We start from the raw sequence: 15,903 nt of genomic DNA, 5'->3' as shown, positions 1-15,903 counted from the left end.
GACCGGCGTGAGAACAGCATAGTGAATGAGTGCATTTGGTCCTGAACGGATTGCGATATTGATGCAGGGGGCCTGTCGCAGATCCGTTGAGACTTCCAGGAAGGATGGCGGCATGTTGGCCCCTGAGAAGAAGAACGAACTGTCTGCTGCGGAGATTGTCGACGAGGCGATGCTGACACGTCGCTCCGTGCGGGCCTTTCTGCCGCACCCGGTCGACGACGAGACGATCAGGGACATTCTTCGCGTTGCCGCGCGCGCGCCCTCCGGCACCAATATGCAGCCCTGGAAGGTCTATGTGGTTTCCGGCGAGCGCAAAGAGGCGCTGTCCGAGGCGATTCTTTCTTCCGGCGTACGTCCGGAAAAGATCGAGTGGGACGAGTACAAATATTATCCGGACAAGTTTTTCGAGCCCTATCTGGCACGGCGCCGTGCGGTGGGCTATGCGCTCTATAGCCTTTTGGGCATCGGCCGGCGCGAAGTCGAGCGCATGCGCGCCCAGCACGACCGGAATTTTACCTTCTTCGATGCGCCCGTCGGCCTGATCTTCACCATCGACCGCCGTTTGAACAAGGGCTCGTGGGTCGATCTCGGCATGTTCCTGCAATCGGTGATGATTGCCGCGCGGGGGCGTGATCTTCATACCTGTCCGCAGGCGGCATTCGCTCCCTACCACAGGCAGATTCGCCCGATCCTCGGCATTCCCGACGAGGAAATCGTGGTCTGCGGCATGGCGCTCGGCCATGAGGATGTCTCGAAACCGGAAAACGCACTGCGCAGCGAACGTGCGCCGCTGGAGGAATTCGTTTCCTTCGTTCGCTAAGGCCTGTTCTCCGCACCGACGGTTGCTTACGAAATTGTAATTTCCCGGCAAGGTCGTCGTAATGTGCGATCGGCCAAGGTCTCTTCGTTCCCTGCCGCTTCCCTTGCGGCGCCCCTACGAGGAGACAGACATGAAGAACAATATCCTTTTGTCGGCCATGGCTCTGAGCCTGATCGCCGGTTCTGCCGCCATTGCCCAGGAGGCTTCTTCAGACGGGGCTGTGCCCCAGGCTGCCGGCGAGCGCATGAAAGGCAAAGGCGGCAAGACGATGCGAGGCTTTGACCGTCTTGATGCAGACGGTGACGGCAGCATCACCATTGAAGAGTTTTCCGCAGTGCGTCTGGAAGGTTTGAAGGCCGCCGATGCCGATGGTGACGGGGTGCTTTCAGAAACCGAGCTTCAGGACATGGTCACGGAGCGCATTGTCGAGCGCCGGGCGAAGCGTGCCGCACAGCGTCTCGACATTGACGGTGATGGCACCGTCACCATCGCCGAGATCGAAAGCCAGCAGGCGAAGCGCTTTGCACTCATGGACGCCAATGACGACGGCAAGGTCGACCAGCGTGAAATGCGCCGCGGATTCCGCCAGATGGCCGACAGGCGCGGCGGGCATCATGGAAAGATGATGCATCACAAGCGCGACCACGGTGGTGGACCGCGCGGTGACATGCGTCCGGGCGAACCGCCGGCTGAGATGGCACCCGACGCCGACAATGGCTGACGAAAATGCCGGGAGGTACGAACTGCCTCCCGGACGATCAAGCCGGTTCGCCTGGGGCTTCCGCGAACCGGCCGATAGGTCCGGTGTCGCCGCGCCGGGCCTATCTTCCGAACCTATCTAATTGTATAGCCCACATCTTCTGCCGCCCGGCAAAGCGTTTTGGCAAAAGCTCTTGCAAACGAGCGGAAAACGTAGAGCTCGAAGCGCTTCGCGCCCCGGCGCTGGATTTGCACGAACACCTCGTGATGCGCCGTCGCCCGGCCGGCATGGACCGGGAAGGCAGCCGGGCTGAAGTCCAGCGCGAAGAGCTTTGCCAGAACCCATTCCACCTGCGGACCCTCGATGCTCACAACCGTGCGGCCGTGGGAGAGATCGGTCACGGTGCCGGTCTCGTCGCCAATGGCAGCAATGAGATCCCCCGCCAGAGCTTCATCCATCCCGCTTACGAGAAACCGGCCGGGACCGATGTTGAGGGCGCAGGTGCCCTCGCGGCTGGCCGCGCCGTTTCCGGGCAAGGCCGAAAGCCTGAGACGGCAGGTGGCGGAAATGCTTTCTGCCAGTGCTTTCTCTTTGCCGGGCCAGGCACTGGCCTCGACAATCGAGCCCTTCAAGGCTTCGGAAATCGTGACGCCGCTTCCGTTAGCAAAGTCACCATAGGAGCCGGGGCGGAAATCGCTGCCCAGCGGTGATGCGCGCTCAACCATGCATGCGCTCCCCATCCGGATCGAAGAAATGGTGGCTGACGATCTCCACCTGACCGAAGCGCCGGCGCAATGGATCGGAAAGGAAGATCCGCGTTCCGTGGCGCGCCTTGCCGCCCCTGACGAGCGCGAGGCCGATATATTTCTGCAGAGCCGGTGAGTAGCAATAGGCCGTTACATGACCGATGCTTTCTCCCGGCTCATCAGGATTATTGCGTTCCACCAGATGCGCGCCGCCGCCGAGCTTCTGGCCATCGAGCGAGACGATGCCGACGAGCCGCAGCCGGTTCCTGTCGATCAGGGCAGGGCGGTCCATCAGGCCCGAACCGATGAACGGCTTTTTCTTTGACAGCATCCAGTCGAGATAAAGATCGCGGGCCGTGGTCCGGCCATCGATCTCGGCACCTGTCACGTGCCCTTTCTCGATGCGCAGTGCGCCAAGCGCCTCCATGCCGTAGGGCGTGATGTTGAAGGGTTCGCCCGCTTCCATCAGCGCTTCCCACACATGCTGCCCATGACCGGCGCCACAATAAACCTCATAGGCGCGTTCGCCGGAAAAGGAGAGGCGGCAGATCATGACGGAGGCACCGTCAATCTGGCCATGAACAATGCCCATGAAGGGCAGCGTCTCATTGTCGACTTTGGTTCCCGTCACGCAGCGCTCCAGCACGGCGCGGGCCTTGGGGCCGGCGATCGCAGCGCCCGCCCACTGGTCCGTCACCGAGGTGAGGTGCACCCTGAGATCGGGCCAGAGAACATCGAGGCAATACTCCAGATGCTGCATCACCGGACCCGCATTGGCGGTGGTCGTGGTCATCAGGAAGTCGGTTTCACCGAGACGCCATGTGGTGCCGTCGTCGAAGGCGATGCCGTCTTCGCGCAGCATCAGACCGTAGCGGGCCCTGCCGACTTTCAGCGTGGAGAAGGTGTTGGTGTAGACGCGATCAAGGAAGGTGGCGGCATCGGGGCCCTTGACCGCGATCTTGCCCAGTGTGGAGACATCAACAATGCCCACGGAGCGACGCACCGCCGCTGCCTCGCGGATGTAAGCCTGTTCGACCGTTTCACCGGCACTTGCGTAGACCAGCGGGCGGTGCCAGAGACCCGCCGGGGTCATCTCGGCGCCGTGTTCCACATGCCAGTCATGCATGGGAGTGAAGCGCTCTGGCTTGAGGTCGCCATAGCGTTCCGCAGCCAAAGCACCGATGGCCACCGGGGAGTAGGGCGGGCGAAACCGCGTGGTGCCGGCTTCGGGGATCGTGATGCCGCGTGCTGCCGCCATAATGGCCAGCCCCGGGACATTGGAGGTCTTGCCCTGGTCGGTCGCCATGCCGAGCGTCGTGTAGCGTTTCAGATGCTCGACGCTGACGAAACCTTCGCGATGGGCGAGCCGCACATCGTCGGCGGTCACATCGTGCTGGAAATCGACAAAGGCTTTGCCCTTGCCCCGAATTTCAAGAACCGGCGCTGGCGCAGGACTGAGTGCTTCGGGCACGATTTCAGGCAGTCTGGCGCGGGATGGGCGCTTGCCGGCGCATTTCAGGCCCGCATCGCGGCCGCTCGCAAGTGCATCGGCGGTGCCGAATTTGCCAAGGAATGCGCCGGCGCCTGTCCAGCGTTGTGCTGGCTCGGGTGGCAGGAATGCCTGTTTATCCTCATCCCAGACCGGCTTTGCGCCCGCCTGGCTTGCCAGGTGAAGAACAGGCTGCCAGCCACCGGAAACCGCGAGACTTTCGCATTCAAGCGGCCTTGCGTCTCCCGAAAGCCTGCCCGTTTCCGCGTCGAACGCCTGAACAAGCGCAGCCGATAACGCACGGCTGCCTTTTGTGCCGACGACGGCGTGACCGGTCAGCGGCACCACGCCCGCCTCGGCTGCAAGTGCCGTGGCTGCATCGCCGATCCGTGGACGCACGTCGATAAGGGCTGCGACATGGCCGCCAGCGCGCTTGATGGCGACCGCAGCCTCGTAGGCGCTGTCATTGTTGGTAAAGAAGATGGTCCTGTTCCCGGGCAAAACGCCGAATTCTGCGGCATAGCGGCGCGCGGCGCCGGCCAGCATGACGCCGGGACGGTCGTTGCCGGGAAAGACGATCGGACGTTCCAGTGCGCCCGTCGCCAGAACCACGTCGCGGGCTCGGATTGTCCAGTGCCGCTGGCGCGGGTGGCCCTTCGGCGTGCGGGCCACATGATCGTGGACGCGCTCAAGCGCTGCCAGCGTGTTGCCGTCATAATAGCCCCAGACCGCCGTGCGCGGTAAGAGACGCACATTGTCGAAGCGGGTGAGCCTTTCCGTCAGCTCCGCCACCCATTGATGGGCGGGCTTTCCGTCGAGGGTCTCGCCCGACCAGCGGGCGAAGCCGCCTGTCTGCGGTTCCTGTTCGGCGAGGATTACGCGTTTTCCAGCCTTTGCCGCGCCCTCGGCTGCCATCAGGCCGGCGATGCCTCCGCCCACAACCAGAACGTCGCAGAAGGCGTTCACCCGCTCGTAGCGCGAGGGGTCGGCCTCGTAATCGGCTCTGCCAAGACCGGCGGCGCGGCGTATGAAATGTTCGCACATCATCCAGAAGCGCGTGCCCTTCAGTGGCCCGATCACAGGACCCATGAAGGTTTTGTAGTAGAAGCCCGCACCGATCAGTCGGCCGCCGAGTTGGTTTATCGCACCGAGGTCCCAGGCGAGGGATGGAAAGCGGTTCTGGCTTTCCGCACGCAGACCGTCATAGATTTCGACCTGCGTGGCGGGAATGTTGGGCTCGCGCACGCCTTCGCGCAACAGGGTCACGAGCGCGTTCGGTTCGTCGACACCGGCGCTGAAGACACCGCGCGGGCGATGATATTTGAACGAGCGGCCCGCGAGCGAAACGCCATTGGCGAGAAGCGCCGAGGCCAGCATGTCTCCGGCATGACCGGTGTAGCTCTCGCCATCAAACGTAAAGCGAATGGTGCGGGCGCGGTCTATCAGCCCGCCCGTTCTGGTGCGGCGGGGGCTCATGCGGCGTCTCCGCTGTCCGCACTTCTGGCGAAGGCGACCGAGCGAATTTCATGGGTCAGCGTGTCGCGCTCCACCACCAGATGCGCGCGGCATCCACCGGCGTGCTGCCAGTGTTCACGGTGCAGCCCTGCCGGATTCGGCCGGTTATAGACATAGTCGAGCCAGGCTTTCGTATCAGTGGAAGCGGGATCAGGGCGCGTGCGTGTCGCGTCGCCCTGATAGGAGAATTCGGCGAGGTCGCGGGGGCCGCAATGCGGGCAGTCGATCAGCATGGCGTGTCCCTCAATGCAGTTTGGGTGTCGGGCCATGGCCCGTTTCGTCAATCACCGCACCGCGCTCGAAGCGGCTGAGCGTGAAGGGCGCGTTGATGGCGTGGGGTTCGTCCCTGGCGATGGTCCAGGCGAAGGAATAGCCGGAGGCAGGCGTTGCCTTGAACCCGCCATAGCACCAGCCGCAATTGAGATAGAGGCCGGGCAGGGGCCCTCTGGTGATGATGGGGGACCCATCCATCGACATGTCCATGACGCCGCCCCAGGAGCGCAGCAGTCTCAGCCGCGCGACGGCGGGGAACATGGCGCAGATTTCACTCATCACGTCTTCCGCCGTGGGAAGGTTCCCGCGCTGGGCGTAGGAATTGTAGAAATCGAGACTGCCGCCAAAGACCAGCCCGCCCTTGTCGGACTGCGACATGTAGAGATGGCCTGCGCCGAAGGTCACGACGCAGTTCACGAAGGGCTTGATCGCTTCCGAAACGAAAGCCTGAAGGACGTGGCTCTCAATAGGGAACCGTTCGATGCCGGCACGCTGCAACACCCGGCTGGTGCTGCCGGCAACCGCCAGCGCCACTTTCTTTGCCCGAATGTCGCCTCTTGTGGTGGAGACGCCGGTGATCTGATCGCCGTCGCGCAGGAAGCCTGTCACCTCGCAATTCTCGATCAGGTCGACACCGCGCCGGTCGGCGGCGCGCGCATAGCCCCATGCGACCGCGTCATGGCGGGCCGTGCCCGCACGCGGCTGCAGAAGCCCGCCGGCGATGGGAAAACGCGCCGAGCCGGAGGTGTCCAGCCCCGGCACCTTGCGTGCGATCTGCTGCGGCGTCAGCCATTCGGCGTCCACGCCGCCATGGCGCATGGCGTTGCCGCGGCGGATGAAAGCGTCGACCTGGCCGGGGCTGTGGGCAAGGTTCAGAACGCCGCGCTGTGAGAACATCACATTGTAGTTGAGCTCATGGGAGAGGTTTTCCCAGAGTTTCATGGAAAATTCGTAGAAACGGACGGATTCGGGCAAAAGATAGTTGGATCGCACAATCGTGGTGTTGCGGCCGATATTGCCAGAGCCCAGCCAGCCCTTTTCCAGTACGGCAACGTTGGTGATGCCGTGTTCGGCTGCGAGATAATAGGCGGTTGCCAGTCCATGGCCACCGCCACCGATGACGATGACGTCGTATCTCGGTTTGGGATCGGGCTTGCGCCAGGCCGGTTTCCAGTCGCGATTGCCTGAAAGAGCATTTTTCAGAAGCGAAAGAGCTGAATATTCCGCCATGCGCCGCCATTCTTTTTTGCCAGAACCCGGCCTAAAGCTATAGGACACCCCAGACGCCTGAGGCAAATAAAGCGCCATGGCTTTGCACAGACCCGACCCTGATGCGCCGATAAGCTTGCTGCACAGGCGTGGCTCAGGCAATGTCCGCGTATCGACACCGACCTCCGATTGCATGTGATTCCGTGAGAAGACTGACAGAAATGTTGTTGAAGCTTCGCGCCCTGCCGGTTCTCCTGTGCCTTGTTTTCCAGTTTGCCGTGTTTGTGCCGGCGGCGGCGCAGGGACCGGAAAACTTTCTGCAGACCCAGCGCGAAAAGCTCTCCGGGATCGAAGCCACCGTCAACAGGATGGAAAAGGAGGTTGACGATCAGGCCGCTGATGACGGCGAACTCGTCGCGTTTCGTGTTGAGCTGGAAAGGCTCGCGCGCGAGGTTTTCGATGCCAGCCTGGCATTTCGCCCAAGGCTAACGGAGATCAACACGCGGCTCGAACAACTGGGTGAGCCGCGCAAGGAGGGGGAACCGGCCGAACCCGAGGAGGTGGCGCGCGAACGTACCCGCCTGCTCGACGAGAAGGCGAGTTTCAACGTGCTGATCGGCGATGCCGAACGGCTTTCCGTGCGCATCAACAGCGTTGTGGACGAGATCGCCGAACTCAGGCGCGACCTCTTCACGCGCACGCTCTCGCGCCGCTACGACGTTTCCGCGGCGCTCAGCTCTGATGTGGCCGGTGAGTTCACGCAGGAGGTGGGGCGGGTCTACAAGCGGGTTTCCGCCTGGCTGACTTTTGTCGTCAAATATCGCCTTAATTCACTTCTGCTTGCCACGGCGCTCGCAACGATCGCCGCCCTTGCGCTGCTTTTCGGGGGGCGGCGTCTGTTCGGCGATTTCATCGAGCCGGACCCGACCGAGACGGAACCCACCTATCTCAGCCGCCTTTCGCTGGCGCTGTTCTCCACGCTCATTCCGTCGCTGTCGATCGGCGTCTTTTTGGTTTCAACCTACTACTTCCTTGATTACTTCAGCTTGCTGCGCAGCGATATCGCGCCGCTTCTCTGGTCGCTCTTCTCCGTCATCCTCCTTGTCTATTTCGTCTACCGTCTCGCACGCGCCATTCTTGCGCCCCGGCGACCGAACTGGCGGCTTTTGCCCGTGCGTTCGCAGGCGGCACAATGGCTGCTCGTGCTAGCGGTTTTCACGGCGGTCTCGACCGGTTTCGATTATTTCATGGATCAGGTCTACTCGCTGTTCGGTTCGCAGCTTTCGCTGACGGTGGCGACCAGCCTCGTGGCCACCGTGATCGTGGGCCTGCTCATCATGGCGATTGGCGGTGTCAGCCCTCTGGATGACGAGGAGGGCAGGCCCAAACAATGGCCGCTCAAGTTCCGCTATCTCCTGTTTGCCCTCGGGGCCGCGATCATCATCGCGGCCATGCTCGGTTATATCGGCTTTGCGCGGTTCCTTTCGCAGCAGGCGGTGGTGACGGGTGCGATCGTTGCGACCATGTATATCGGCTTCCTGACGGCCGGGGCGATCACGTCGGAAGGCGCTTTCGCCAATTCCTGGCTGGCGCGCCGGCTGGAGCGGTACACCGCTTTCGATGAGACCGCGCTCGATCAGCTCGGTCTGGTCACCGGCATGCTTATAAACACGGTCGTGGTCCTGATCGGCGTGCCGCTCATTCTTCTGCAATGGGGATTCCGCTGGGCGGATCTGACGGCCTGGGGCTACCGTATCGCCGGCAGGATCCAGGTCGGCTCCCTGTCGTTTTCCATCGTCGGCATTCTCACCGGTATTCTGGTTTTCGTGGTCGGCTATTTCGTCACGCGCTGGTTTCAGAGCTGGCTCGACGGCAAGGTCATGGCGCGCAGTCGCATGGATTCAGGCGTGCGCAATTCCATCCGCACAGGCATCGGCTATGTGGGGCTGGTGATCGCTGCCCTGATCGGTATCTCTGCGGCCGGCATCAACCTCTCCAATCTGGCCCTCGTGGCCGGTGCCCTTTCACTCGGTATTGGCTTCGGGCTGCAGAACATCGTCTCGAACTTCGTCTCGGGCCTGATCCTTCTTGCCGAGCGCCCGTTCAAGGCGGGCGACTGGATCGTCGCGGGCGGCGTGTCCGGCACAGTGAAGAAGATTTCCGTGCGTGCAACGGAGATCGAAACGTTCCAGCGCCAGTCGGTGATCCTGCCGAACTCGGAACTGATCAATGCCGCCGTGGGCAACTGGACCCATCGCAACAAGCTCGGGCGCATGGAGATACCCATCGGTGTCGCCTATGGCTCCGATGTGCGACGCGTTCACGAGATTCTGCTGGAAATCGCCAAGTCACATCCGCTTGTTCTCAAGAACCCGGAGCCGTTCGTTCTGTTCGCCGGTTTCGGCGACTCGTCGCTTGATTTCGAGATCCGTGTGTATCTTTCCGATATCCTCATGCAGTTGAATGTGCAGAACGATATCCGCTTTGCCATCGTCGATGCATTCGAGGCCGAGGGGATCGAAATTCCGTTTCCGCAACGCGATATCCACGTGCGGTCCGGGCTGTTCAGGGCACAGGAGCCCGATGAGACGCCGATGGATGAAGAGCCGGCGGATGAGACTGAGGAAGAGCAGGATGATATGCCAACGGGCCGGCGCCGACGCCGGCGCAAGGTCGATCCGGAATAATCCTGATCGCCTGAATATGTCGTTCAGTTGCCGTTCAGGTTGAAATCTCTATAAACGAAGCGAAAAGGGGCTGCATGGCCCGCTGCTACAGGGGCGGTGACACACCGATGAAGACCATGAAGACATTCTTACTTGCAGCCGTGACGCTGCTGGTCGCAGGCGGCGCGGCTTTCGCGGCCAGTGTCGTCAACCGTGACAGCGAACCGCGAACCATCGTTGTGACGGAAGGCGGTTCGCAATCCGAAATCGTGGTCGGCGCAGGCGAAACCATTGAGTTCTGCTCGGCCGGCTGCTTCGTGACGATGCCCAATGGCGACCGCGAAGTGCTGACCGGTTCCGAAACTGTCGAGATTTCGGAAGGCCGCGGCCGCGTGCGGTAGAACCGCACAACATGGGTTCGAGACGTTTTGCAAACTCCGGCAAGTGATTGCCGGAGTTTTTTGCTGTTCTTACAAGGTATTTGCCAGGTGCCCTTAGGGAAACTTTAAGCGTATTCCTGAAATCTGCTTGCGGGTTTGCTCCGACTGTCTGTCGCTTCAGACTTTGGAAGCTCATTTCGCGTAAGGCCGTTGGAAGAACGGTCTTTTATGCGGGGGCTTTTATGGACGCGCGATCCGAACGCAATGCAGTGCCTTTGGCTGTCGATCTCGACGGCACTCTGATTGCGACCGATCTGTTGTGGGAGAGTCTGTTTCTTCTCCTGCGCCGCCGGCCCCTCTGTCTTTTTCTGTTGCCGTTCTGGCTGATGGGCGGCAAGGCGCGGCTGAAATGCGAAATTGCGTCGCGTGTCGATCTGGATGCCGCGGGACTGCCCTATCGGCAGGACCTTCTGGCTCAGCTGCGCAAGGACAGGGCGGATGGCCGTCACATCGTCCTGGCAACGGCTTCGCCCAAAAAGTTTGCCGATGCGATCGCCTTGCATCTGGGCGTTTTTGACGAGGTCATCTCCACAGAGCCCGGTCGCAACATGGCCTCCGGCATGAAGCGTGACGCGCTGGTCGAGGCATTCGGCGATGGCGGGTTCGATTATGCGGGCAACAGCCGCGCCGATATCGCGGTCTTCGATGCCGCGCGCAGGGCCGTTGTCGTTGCTCCCGACCGCGCGGCTTCTCGCTGGCAGGCGAGGAATGGCGGCGAGCTTCTCGAGGCGGCGAAGCCCACATTCAAGACCTATGTGAAGATGCTCAGAGTGCATCAATGGCTCAAGAACAGCCTGATCTTCGTGCCGCTGATCCTCAGCCACGAATATTTCAATGCTCCGCTGTTGACCCTGTGCGTCCTGGCATTCGTCTCGTTCAGCACGGCAGCGTCCGCCATATACATTCTGAACGACTTCTTCGATCTCGGCCTTGATCGCCGGCATCCCACGAAGCGGAACAGACCTTTCGCAAGCGGCACGCTTTCGATCCCGTTCGGTTTCGCGTCCATGCTCGTGCTTCTGGCTATAAGCGGCGCAACGGCGCTTTTTCTTCCGCCACTCTTCGGCCTGGTGCTGATTGGCTATCTGATTGCCACCACCGCCTATTCCCTTTCCCTCAAGCGCATGCTCCTCATCGACGTGCTGACCTTGGCGGGGCTTTACACGGTGCGTATTCTTGCCGGCAGCGCGGCGACCATGATTGGCGTCTCATTCTGGCTCCTGGCCTTCTCCGTCTTCTTCTTTCTCTCCCTGGCGCTGGTCAAACGCTATGTGGAACTGCGTTCCACCGAGCTTCCCGCAGGCGAGCGCATCGCAGGGCGGGGCTATCGCACCGAAGATCAGGAAGTCATCGCACAGGCCGGCATGGCCTCCGCCTTTTCCTCGGCCATGGTTCTGGCACTCTACATTCAGAGCAGCGCCGTGCGCGATCTCTACGAGATGCCCTGGCTGATCTGGCCGCTCTGCCCCATTGTCCTCTACATCACAATCCGCATGTGGATCCTGGCGCGGCGCGACGAGATGCACGACGATCCCATCGTCTTCATCATCAGCGACTGGCGCAGCCAGTTGTTTGGCGTTCTTGGTGCGGTGCTCCTCTTTACGGCGGGGTTCTGAAGCATGGCTGATTATTCGGCATTCGGACTGGTGCGCAGCAGCACGGCTCAGGCGATTGGCGCTGAAGATGCGGTCGAGCGTCTGCGGGCGGGCCGGGGGCTGCCATCCTCCGTGCTGCCTTATGGCAATGGCCGGTCCTATGGCGATACCTGCCTGAACGATGCCGGCGCGCTGATCGACATGCGCTCCATGAACCGTGTTCTGGCATTCGATGCCGAAAGCGGGCTCCTTACGGCGCAGGCCGGTCTCATGCTGTCGGACCTGATCGCTCATGTCGGTCCGAAAGGCTGGTTTCCGGCCGTGGTGCCGGGCACGCAGTTTGTCACGCTGGGCGGGGCAATCGCCAATGATGTGCATGGCAAGAACCATCACCGGCGCGGTACTTTCGGCTGTCATGTGGTTTCCTTCACGCTGCTGCGGTCCGATGGCGAGACCCGCCATTGCAGCGCGCAGGAGAACGCGGAGCTCTTTCGCGCCACCATTGGCGGCATGGGGCTGACAGGTTTGATCCTCGACGCGACGATCAGACTGATGAAGGTCGCCTCCGTCGATGTGAACGAGCGCGTGCGTGGCTTTTCCGGGCTCGACGAGTATTTCGACCTGGCGGCTGATGCCGACGCCGGGAACGAATACGCGGTGGCCTGGCTCGACCAGCTTGCTTCTGGCGCGAACGCGGGCAGGGGCTTCCTGCTGACGGCAAATCATGCCGAGGGCGGGGCCGTTTACCGCGCGCCCTCCGCTCGCCGGCTTGCGGTCCCTTTCCGGCCTCCGGTCAATTTCCTGAACCGGTGGTCGCTTGCCGCTTTCAACCGTGCTTTCGCCTGGAGCAAGGCGCGGGCGGAGGGTGTTCGGCGCTCGTCTTACGAAAGCTATTTCTTCCCGCTCGATGCGGTGCGCCACTGGAACAGGCTCTACGGTCCGCGCGGTCTCCTGCAACATCAGAGCGTGGTGCCCTTCGAGGCCGCGCGGAAGACCATACCGGCCATGATGGCGGCGGCGCGCGAGGCCGGTCAGGCCTCTTTCCTCACCGTTCTCAAGCGCTTCGGCGATGTTGCCTCACCGGGCATTCTTTCGTTTCCGAGGCCGGGCTACACGCTGACACTCGATTTCTCCAATGCGGGTTCGGCCACCCACGCGCTCTTCGAGCGCCTCGACCGCATGACGGTGGAGGCGGGTGGCGCGGTCAATCCCTATAAGGACGCGCGCATGGGGGCGGCCCTGTTCGAGGCCTCTTTTCCAGGCTGGCGCGATCTTGAAGCACAACGGGATCCTGCGTTTCTTTCCGATTTCTGGCGGCGCACGGCTCTGCAATTGCCGGCAAGCGTGAAGGGTGAACGTCATGCAGCCGAATAAACGGGCGTGGGTCAGCCAAACGCAAGAACTTCACGCAAAAGATGCAATTTATATCCAGCGCTTCACGCTTTGTTTGCAAGAGGGCGCTATGACAGGGACGGGCGGGACAAGATGAAATACATACCCTTCATACTCTTCACGGTGATGACCAACGCGGCTGCACAGCTCATGCTGAAACACGGCATGATGACGCTTGGCGATCTGAGCTTTGCGGGCGCGAACCCGATCCTGAAGATTCTTCAGATCGTCTTCAGCCCGTGGATTTTTGCCGGCCTGTGCGTCTTCGTCATCTCCATGGCGTCGCATCTCTACGTGCTTTCCAAGGTCGAGCTGTCCTTCGCCTATCCGTTTCTGAGCCTTGCCTATGTGGCGGTGGCGGTGTTCGCCTACTTCCTCTTCAAGGAAGACCTGAACGCCTACCGCATCGCCGGCATCGCGCTGATCTGCGTCGGCACCGTGCTGATCGCGCAGAGCGGCCGCGAAATGCCTGAAGAACAGGCAGCGCTCGCAAAAGACAAACTTCAGTCCGAAAGGTCGATGATCCAATGAGACATATCATTTTTGGCGGTGACGGCTTCGTCGGCCGGCACCTGGCCCCCAAGCTCGTGGCCGATGGCGAAGAGGTCATTGTCGCCGACATCGTGAAGAGCGACCTGCCGCACTACCGCCAGGTGGAATTCGTCCATTGCGACGTGACCGATCCGGCCGCTGTCGAGGCCGTGGGCATGAAGGCCGACGACATGGTCTACAACCTCTCGGCCAAGATGCTGTCGCCGATCCAGGTGCGCGCCAAGCGGCATGATTTCTTCTATCCTGTGAATTATCACGGCACGGTCAACATCATCGAGGCGATGGACAAGGCGGGGGCCAAAAACCTCGTCCACTTCACCACCGACATGATCTACGGCCACACCGTCACCTATCCGATGACCGAGGATCACCCGGTTTCGCCACTTGGCGAATATGGCCAGTCCAAGCTCGACACGGAAGTGCTGGCAGCCGAATGGCGCAAGCGGGGCATGAACATTTCCCTGTTCCGCCCGCGCCTCATCATCGGGCCGGGACGTCTGGGCATTCTCGAAAAGCTGTTCAAGCTGATCGACATGAACCTGCCGGTGCCGATGATCGGGGCAGGCAAGAACCCTTATCAGTTCATCTCCGTGTTCGACTGCGCGGAAGCCGCGCGTCTTGCGTGGAAGGCAGGCGTGCCGAACGAGGCCTACAATCTCGGCTCGCTCAACCCGCCGCCGGTGCGCAAGCTGCTTGGCGATCTGGTGAAGCATGCGGGCTCGAAATCCCTGCTCCTGCCCACGCCGGGCTGGGCCGTGAAACGCACGCTCGACATGCTCGACTGGATGAACATGCCGTTGATGGACCCCGAGCAGTATCTGATCGCCGACGAGATGTGCGTGCTCGACGTCTCCAAGGGCGAGCGCGACCTTGGCTGGGTCCCGCAATACAATGACGGCGACATGCTGATCGCCGCCTATGACGAATATCGTGCCAAGAAATCTGGCCAGGCCGTTGGCGCCAGCCAGGTTCCGGCCGAATAGGGGAGGTCGCCATGACCGTCGTGACAAAGACCGAGACGAAAGGGGCAAGGCCCGTGATGGATGCACCCGAACTCGCACCCAGGACAATCGCCAAACCCGATCTTCTCACCGTGGAAGATGCCAAGGCTCTGAGCGTCGAGCGGATGACCGATCTGTTCAAGGCGCATCTGAACCCCGGCCAGCTTCACTTCATGAAGCTTCTGGGCTTTCACAAGATCAAGATCGAGAGCGCCGAAGGGATGTATTACATCGACCAGAATGGTCGAAAGATCCTCGACTTCTTCGGCGGTTTCGGTTCGCTGGCCTTCGGCCACAACCATCCGCGCATTCTCGAAGCGCGCAGGAAATTCCAGGACGAGAAGCGCCACGAGATCGCCATCGCCTTCATGTCGCAGTATTCGACGGCGCTCGCTGCCAATCTCGCAGCCTGTTCGCCGGGCGAGCTTGATATGGTTTTCCTCGGTTCTTCCGGCTCCGAGGCGATGGAATCGGCCATCAAGCTTGCCGAGCGCGCCGCCGGCCCCAAGCGGCCGAAGGTTGTCTATGCGGAGAATTCGTTCCACGGCAAGACCAAGGGCGTGCTCACCATTACCGACGGCAATCTCTACCGCGCCGAGTTCCGCCTGACGGACAACACGGTGCGTGTGCCCTTTGGCGATATCGACGCCATCGAACACGCCTTCCGCACCGATCCGGAGATTGGCGCGATCGTTCTTGAAACCGTGCAGGGCGGCGGCGGCATCAACGAGGCCCCGCGCGAATTCTGGCAGAAGCTGCGCCAGCTCTGCGACCAGTATGGCGTGATCTGGGTGGCGGATGAGGTGCAGTGCGGCTACGGGCGCACCGGCCGCTTCTATGCCTTCGAGCATTATGACGTGGCGCCGGACATTACCGCGCTCGCCAAGTCGCTGGGTGCCGGCAAAGCCGCGATGGCGGCGATGATCGCCAGACGCGACATTTACATGAAGGCCTATGGCACGCCGAAAACGGCGATGATCCACGCCATGGCCACCTTTGGCGGGATCGGCGAGGCCTGCGCCACGGCCATCGAGGGCACCAATGTGCTCTATGACGAGGCGCTGATGGAGAATGCCGAAAGCACAGGCGCCTATCTGGTCGAGCGTCTCAATGCGCTGAAGGACAAATATCCGCGCATCATCAAGGACATTCGCGGCCGTGGCTGCATGGTCGGGCTCGAGTTCCACGATTTCTCGCAGACCCTGCCGGCGGTTTTGCGCCCGGTGGTGGGCGTTTTGGACGACAAGCTCAAGGGCTCGCTGTCTGGCTTTGTCGGTGCGCTTCTGCTGCGCGATTACGATGTGCTGGTGGCCTTCACCGAGTACAACCGCAATGTGATCCGTCTTCTGCCGCCGCTCATCATGCGACCCGAGCATGTGGACAAGCTGGTGGATTCGCTCGATGCGCTGCTTGGGCGCGGTGTCGTTTCCATCGTGAAGGATTTCGTCAAAAGCCAGGTGAAGTGAACGCCGGTTTCTGAGAGAATGAGTCTGAAACGCTTTTCA

General features: G+C 61.5%; 13 protein-coding genes. 9 read left to right on the top strand and 4 right to left on the bottom strand.

Features of this window, described 5'->3' with window-relative positions; genetic code table 11:
* Window positions 1-112: 112 nt before the first annotated feature.
* Window positions 113-820 carry a nitroreductase gene (locus tag AC07E3_RS04795; protein ID WP_322338808.1) on the top strand — a complete coding sequence of 236 codons (708 nt, stop codon included), beginning with the start codon at window positions 113-115 and terminating at the stop codon, window positions 818-820.
* 130 nt (window positions 821-950) lie between these two features.
* Window positions 951-1,541 (top strand): EF-hand domain-containing protein, encoded by a 591-nt coding sequence (locus AC07E3_RS04790; RefSeq protein WP_478360457.1) that lies wholly within the window; start codon window positions 951-953, stop codon window positions 1,539-1,541.
* A gap of 113 nt (window positions 1,542-1,654) precedes the next feature.
* Here the strand turns inward: AC07E3_RS04790 and AC07E3_RS04785 are convergent, their stop codons facing one another.
* From AC07E3_RS04785 to AC07E3_RS04770, 4 genes are read right to left on the bottom strand one after another with little or no spacing between them, the layout of a single operon-like run.
* Window positions 1,655-2,245, bottom strand: coding sequence for a sarcosine oxidase subunit gamma (locus AC07E3_RS04785; protein ID WP_478360456.1), 591 nt, complete (start codon window positions 2,243-2,245; stop codon window positions 1,655-1,657).
* Window positions 2,238-5,231, bottom strand: a complete 2,994-nt coding sequence (locus tag AC07E3_RS04780) for a sarcosine oxidase subunit alpha family protein (RefSeq protein WP_478360455.1) — start codon at window positions 5,229-5,231, stop codon at window positions 2,238-2,240. The genes AC07E3_RS04785 and AC07E3_RS04780 overlap by 8 nt, the downstream gene beginning before the upstream one ends.
* Window positions 5,228-5,503, bottom strand: a complete 276-nt coding sequence (locus tag AC07E3_RS04775; RefSeq protein ID WP_478360535.1) for a sarcosine oxidase subunit delta — start codon at window positions 5,501-5,503, stop codon at window positions 5,228-5,230. The genes AC07E3_RS04780 and AC07E3_RS04775 overlap by 4 nt, the downstream gene beginning before the upstream one ends.
* A 10-nt stretch (window positions 5,504-5,513) precedes the next feature.
* On the bottom strand, window positions 5,514-6,773 hold the full coding sequence (locus AC07E3_RS04770) for a sarcosine oxidase subunit beta family protein (RefSeq protein ID WP_478360454.1): 1,260 nt from the start codon (window positions 6,771-6,773) through the stop codon (window positions 5,514-5,516).
* Window positions 6,774-6,973: 200 nt separating this feature from the next.
* Between AC07E3_RS04770 and AC07E3_RS04765 the strand changes: the two genes are divergently transcribed.
* The 7 genes from AC07E3_RS04765 to AC07E3_RS04735 all read left to right on the top strand — a co-directional run bounded on the left by AC07E3_RS04765 (window position 6,974) and on the right by AC07E3_RS04735 (window position 15,864).
* Window positions 6,974-9,439, top strand: a complete 2,466-nt coding sequence (locus AC07E3_RS04765) for a mechanosensitive ion channel domain-containing protein (RefSeq protein WP_478360453.1) — start codon at window positions 6,974-6,976, stop codon at window positions 9,437-9,439.
* A 107-nt stretch (window positions 9,440-9,546) separates the two neighbouring features.
* A complete protein-coding gene (locus AC07E3_RS04760) occupies window positions 9,547-9,819 on the top strand; it encodes a hypothetical protein (protein WP_374730083.1) in 273 nt (90 codons plus the stop codon).
* Window positions 9,820-10,040: 221 nt separating this feature from the next.
* Window positions 10,041-11,474 (top strand): UbiA family prenyltransferase, encoded by a 1,434-nt coding sequence (locus AC07E3_RS04755; RefSeq protein WP_336068160.1) that lies wholly within the window; start codon window positions 10,041-10,043, stop codon window positions 11,472-11,474.
* A 3-nt stretch (window positions 11,475-11,477) separates the two neighbouring features.
* Complete coding sequence (locus AC07E3_RS04750; RefSeq protein ID WP_478360452.1) at window positions 11,478-12,827, top strand: FAD-binding oxidoreductase; 1,350 nt, start codon at window positions 11,478-11,480, stop codon at window positions 12,825-12,827.
* Window positions 12,828-12,938: 111 nt separating this feature from the next.
* A complete protein-coding gene (locus tag AC07E3_RS04745; protein WP_090326855.1) occupies window positions 12,939-13,376 on the top strand; it encodes an EamA family transporter in 438 nt (145 codons plus the stop codon).
* Window positions 13,373-14,380 carry an NAD-dependent epimerase/dehydratase family protein gene (locus tag AC07E3_RS04740; RefSeq protein ID WP_478360451.1) on the top strand — a complete coding sequence of 336 codons (1,008 nt, stop codon included), beginning with the start codon at window positions 13,373-13,375 and terminating at the stop codon, window positions 14,378-14,380. The genes AC07E3_RS04745 and AC07E3_RS04740 overlap by 4 nt, the downstream gene beginning before the upstream one ends.
* A gap of 56 nt (window positions 14,381-14,436) precedes the next feature.
* Window positions 14,437-15,864 (top strand): aspartate aminotransferase family protein, encoded by a 1,428-nt coding sequence (locus AC07E3_RS04735; RefSeq protein WP_478360534.1) that lies wholly within the window; start codon window positions 14,437-14,439, stop codon window positions 15,862-15,864.
* Window positions 15,865-15,903: the final 39 nt, after the last annotated feature.

This window comes from Nitratireductor lacus (assembly GCF_056431025.1).
This window is presented reverse-complemented; position numbering and strand designations above follow the sequence as displayed.

Excerpts from the sequence above, each read along its gene's own strand:
- AC07E3_RS04760 (WP_374730083.1), top strand. The coding sequence starts at position 9,547 with ATGAAGACCATGAAGACATTCTTACTTGCAGCCGTGACGCTGCTGGTC.
- AC07E3_RS04780 (WP_478360455.1), bottom strand. The coding sequence starts at position 5,231 with ATGAGCCCCCGCCGCACCAGAACGGGCGGGCTGATAGACCGCGCCCGC.
- AC07E3_RS04745 (WP_090326855.1), top strand. The coding sequence starts at position 12,939 with ATGAAATACATACCCTTCATACTCTTCACGGTGATGACCAACGCGGCT.
- AC07E3_RS04735 (WP_478360534.1), top strand. The coding sequence starts at position 14,437 with ATGGATGCACCCGAACTCGCACCCAGGACAATCGCCAAACCCGATCTT.
- AC07E3_RS04765 (WP_478360453.1), top strand. The coding sequence starts at position 6,974 with ATGTTGTTGAAGCTTCGCGCCCTGCCGGTTCTCCTGTGCCTTGTTTTC.
- AC07E3_RS04750 (WP_478360452.1), top strand. The coding sequence starts at position 11,478 with ATGGCTGATTATTCGGCATTCGGACTGGTGCGCAGCAGCACGGCTCAG.
- AC07E3_RS04740 (WP_478360451.1), top strand. The coding sequence starts at position 13,373 with ATGAGACATATCATTTTTGGCGGTGACGGCTTCGTCGGCCGGCACCTG.
- AC07E3_RS04770 (WP_478360454.1), bottom strand. The coding sequence starts at position 6,773 with ATGGCGGAATATTCAGCTCTTTCGCTTCTGAAAAATGCTCTTTCAGGC.
- AC07E3_RS04795 (WP_322338808.1), top strand. The coding sequence starts at position 113 with ATGTTGGCCCCTGAGAAGAAGAACGAACTGTCTGCTGCGGAGATTGTC.
- AC07E3_RS04790 (WP_478360457.1), top strand. The coding sequence starts at position 951 with ATGAAGAACAATATCCTTTTGTCGGCCATGGCTCTGAGCCTGATCGCC.
- AC07E3_RS04785 (WP_478360456.1), bottom strand. The coding sequence starts at position 2,245 with ATGGTTGAGCGCGCATCACCGCTGGGCAGCGATTTCCGCCCCGGCTCC.
- AC07E3_RS04775 (WP_478360535.1), bottom strand. The coding sequence starts at position 5,503 with ATGCTGATCGACTGCCCGCATTGCGGCCCCCGCGACCTCGCCGAATTC.
- AC07E3_RS04755 (WP_336068160.1), top strand. The coding sequence starts at position 10,041 with ATGGACGCGCGATCCGAACGCAATGCAGTGCCTTTGGCTGTCGATCTC.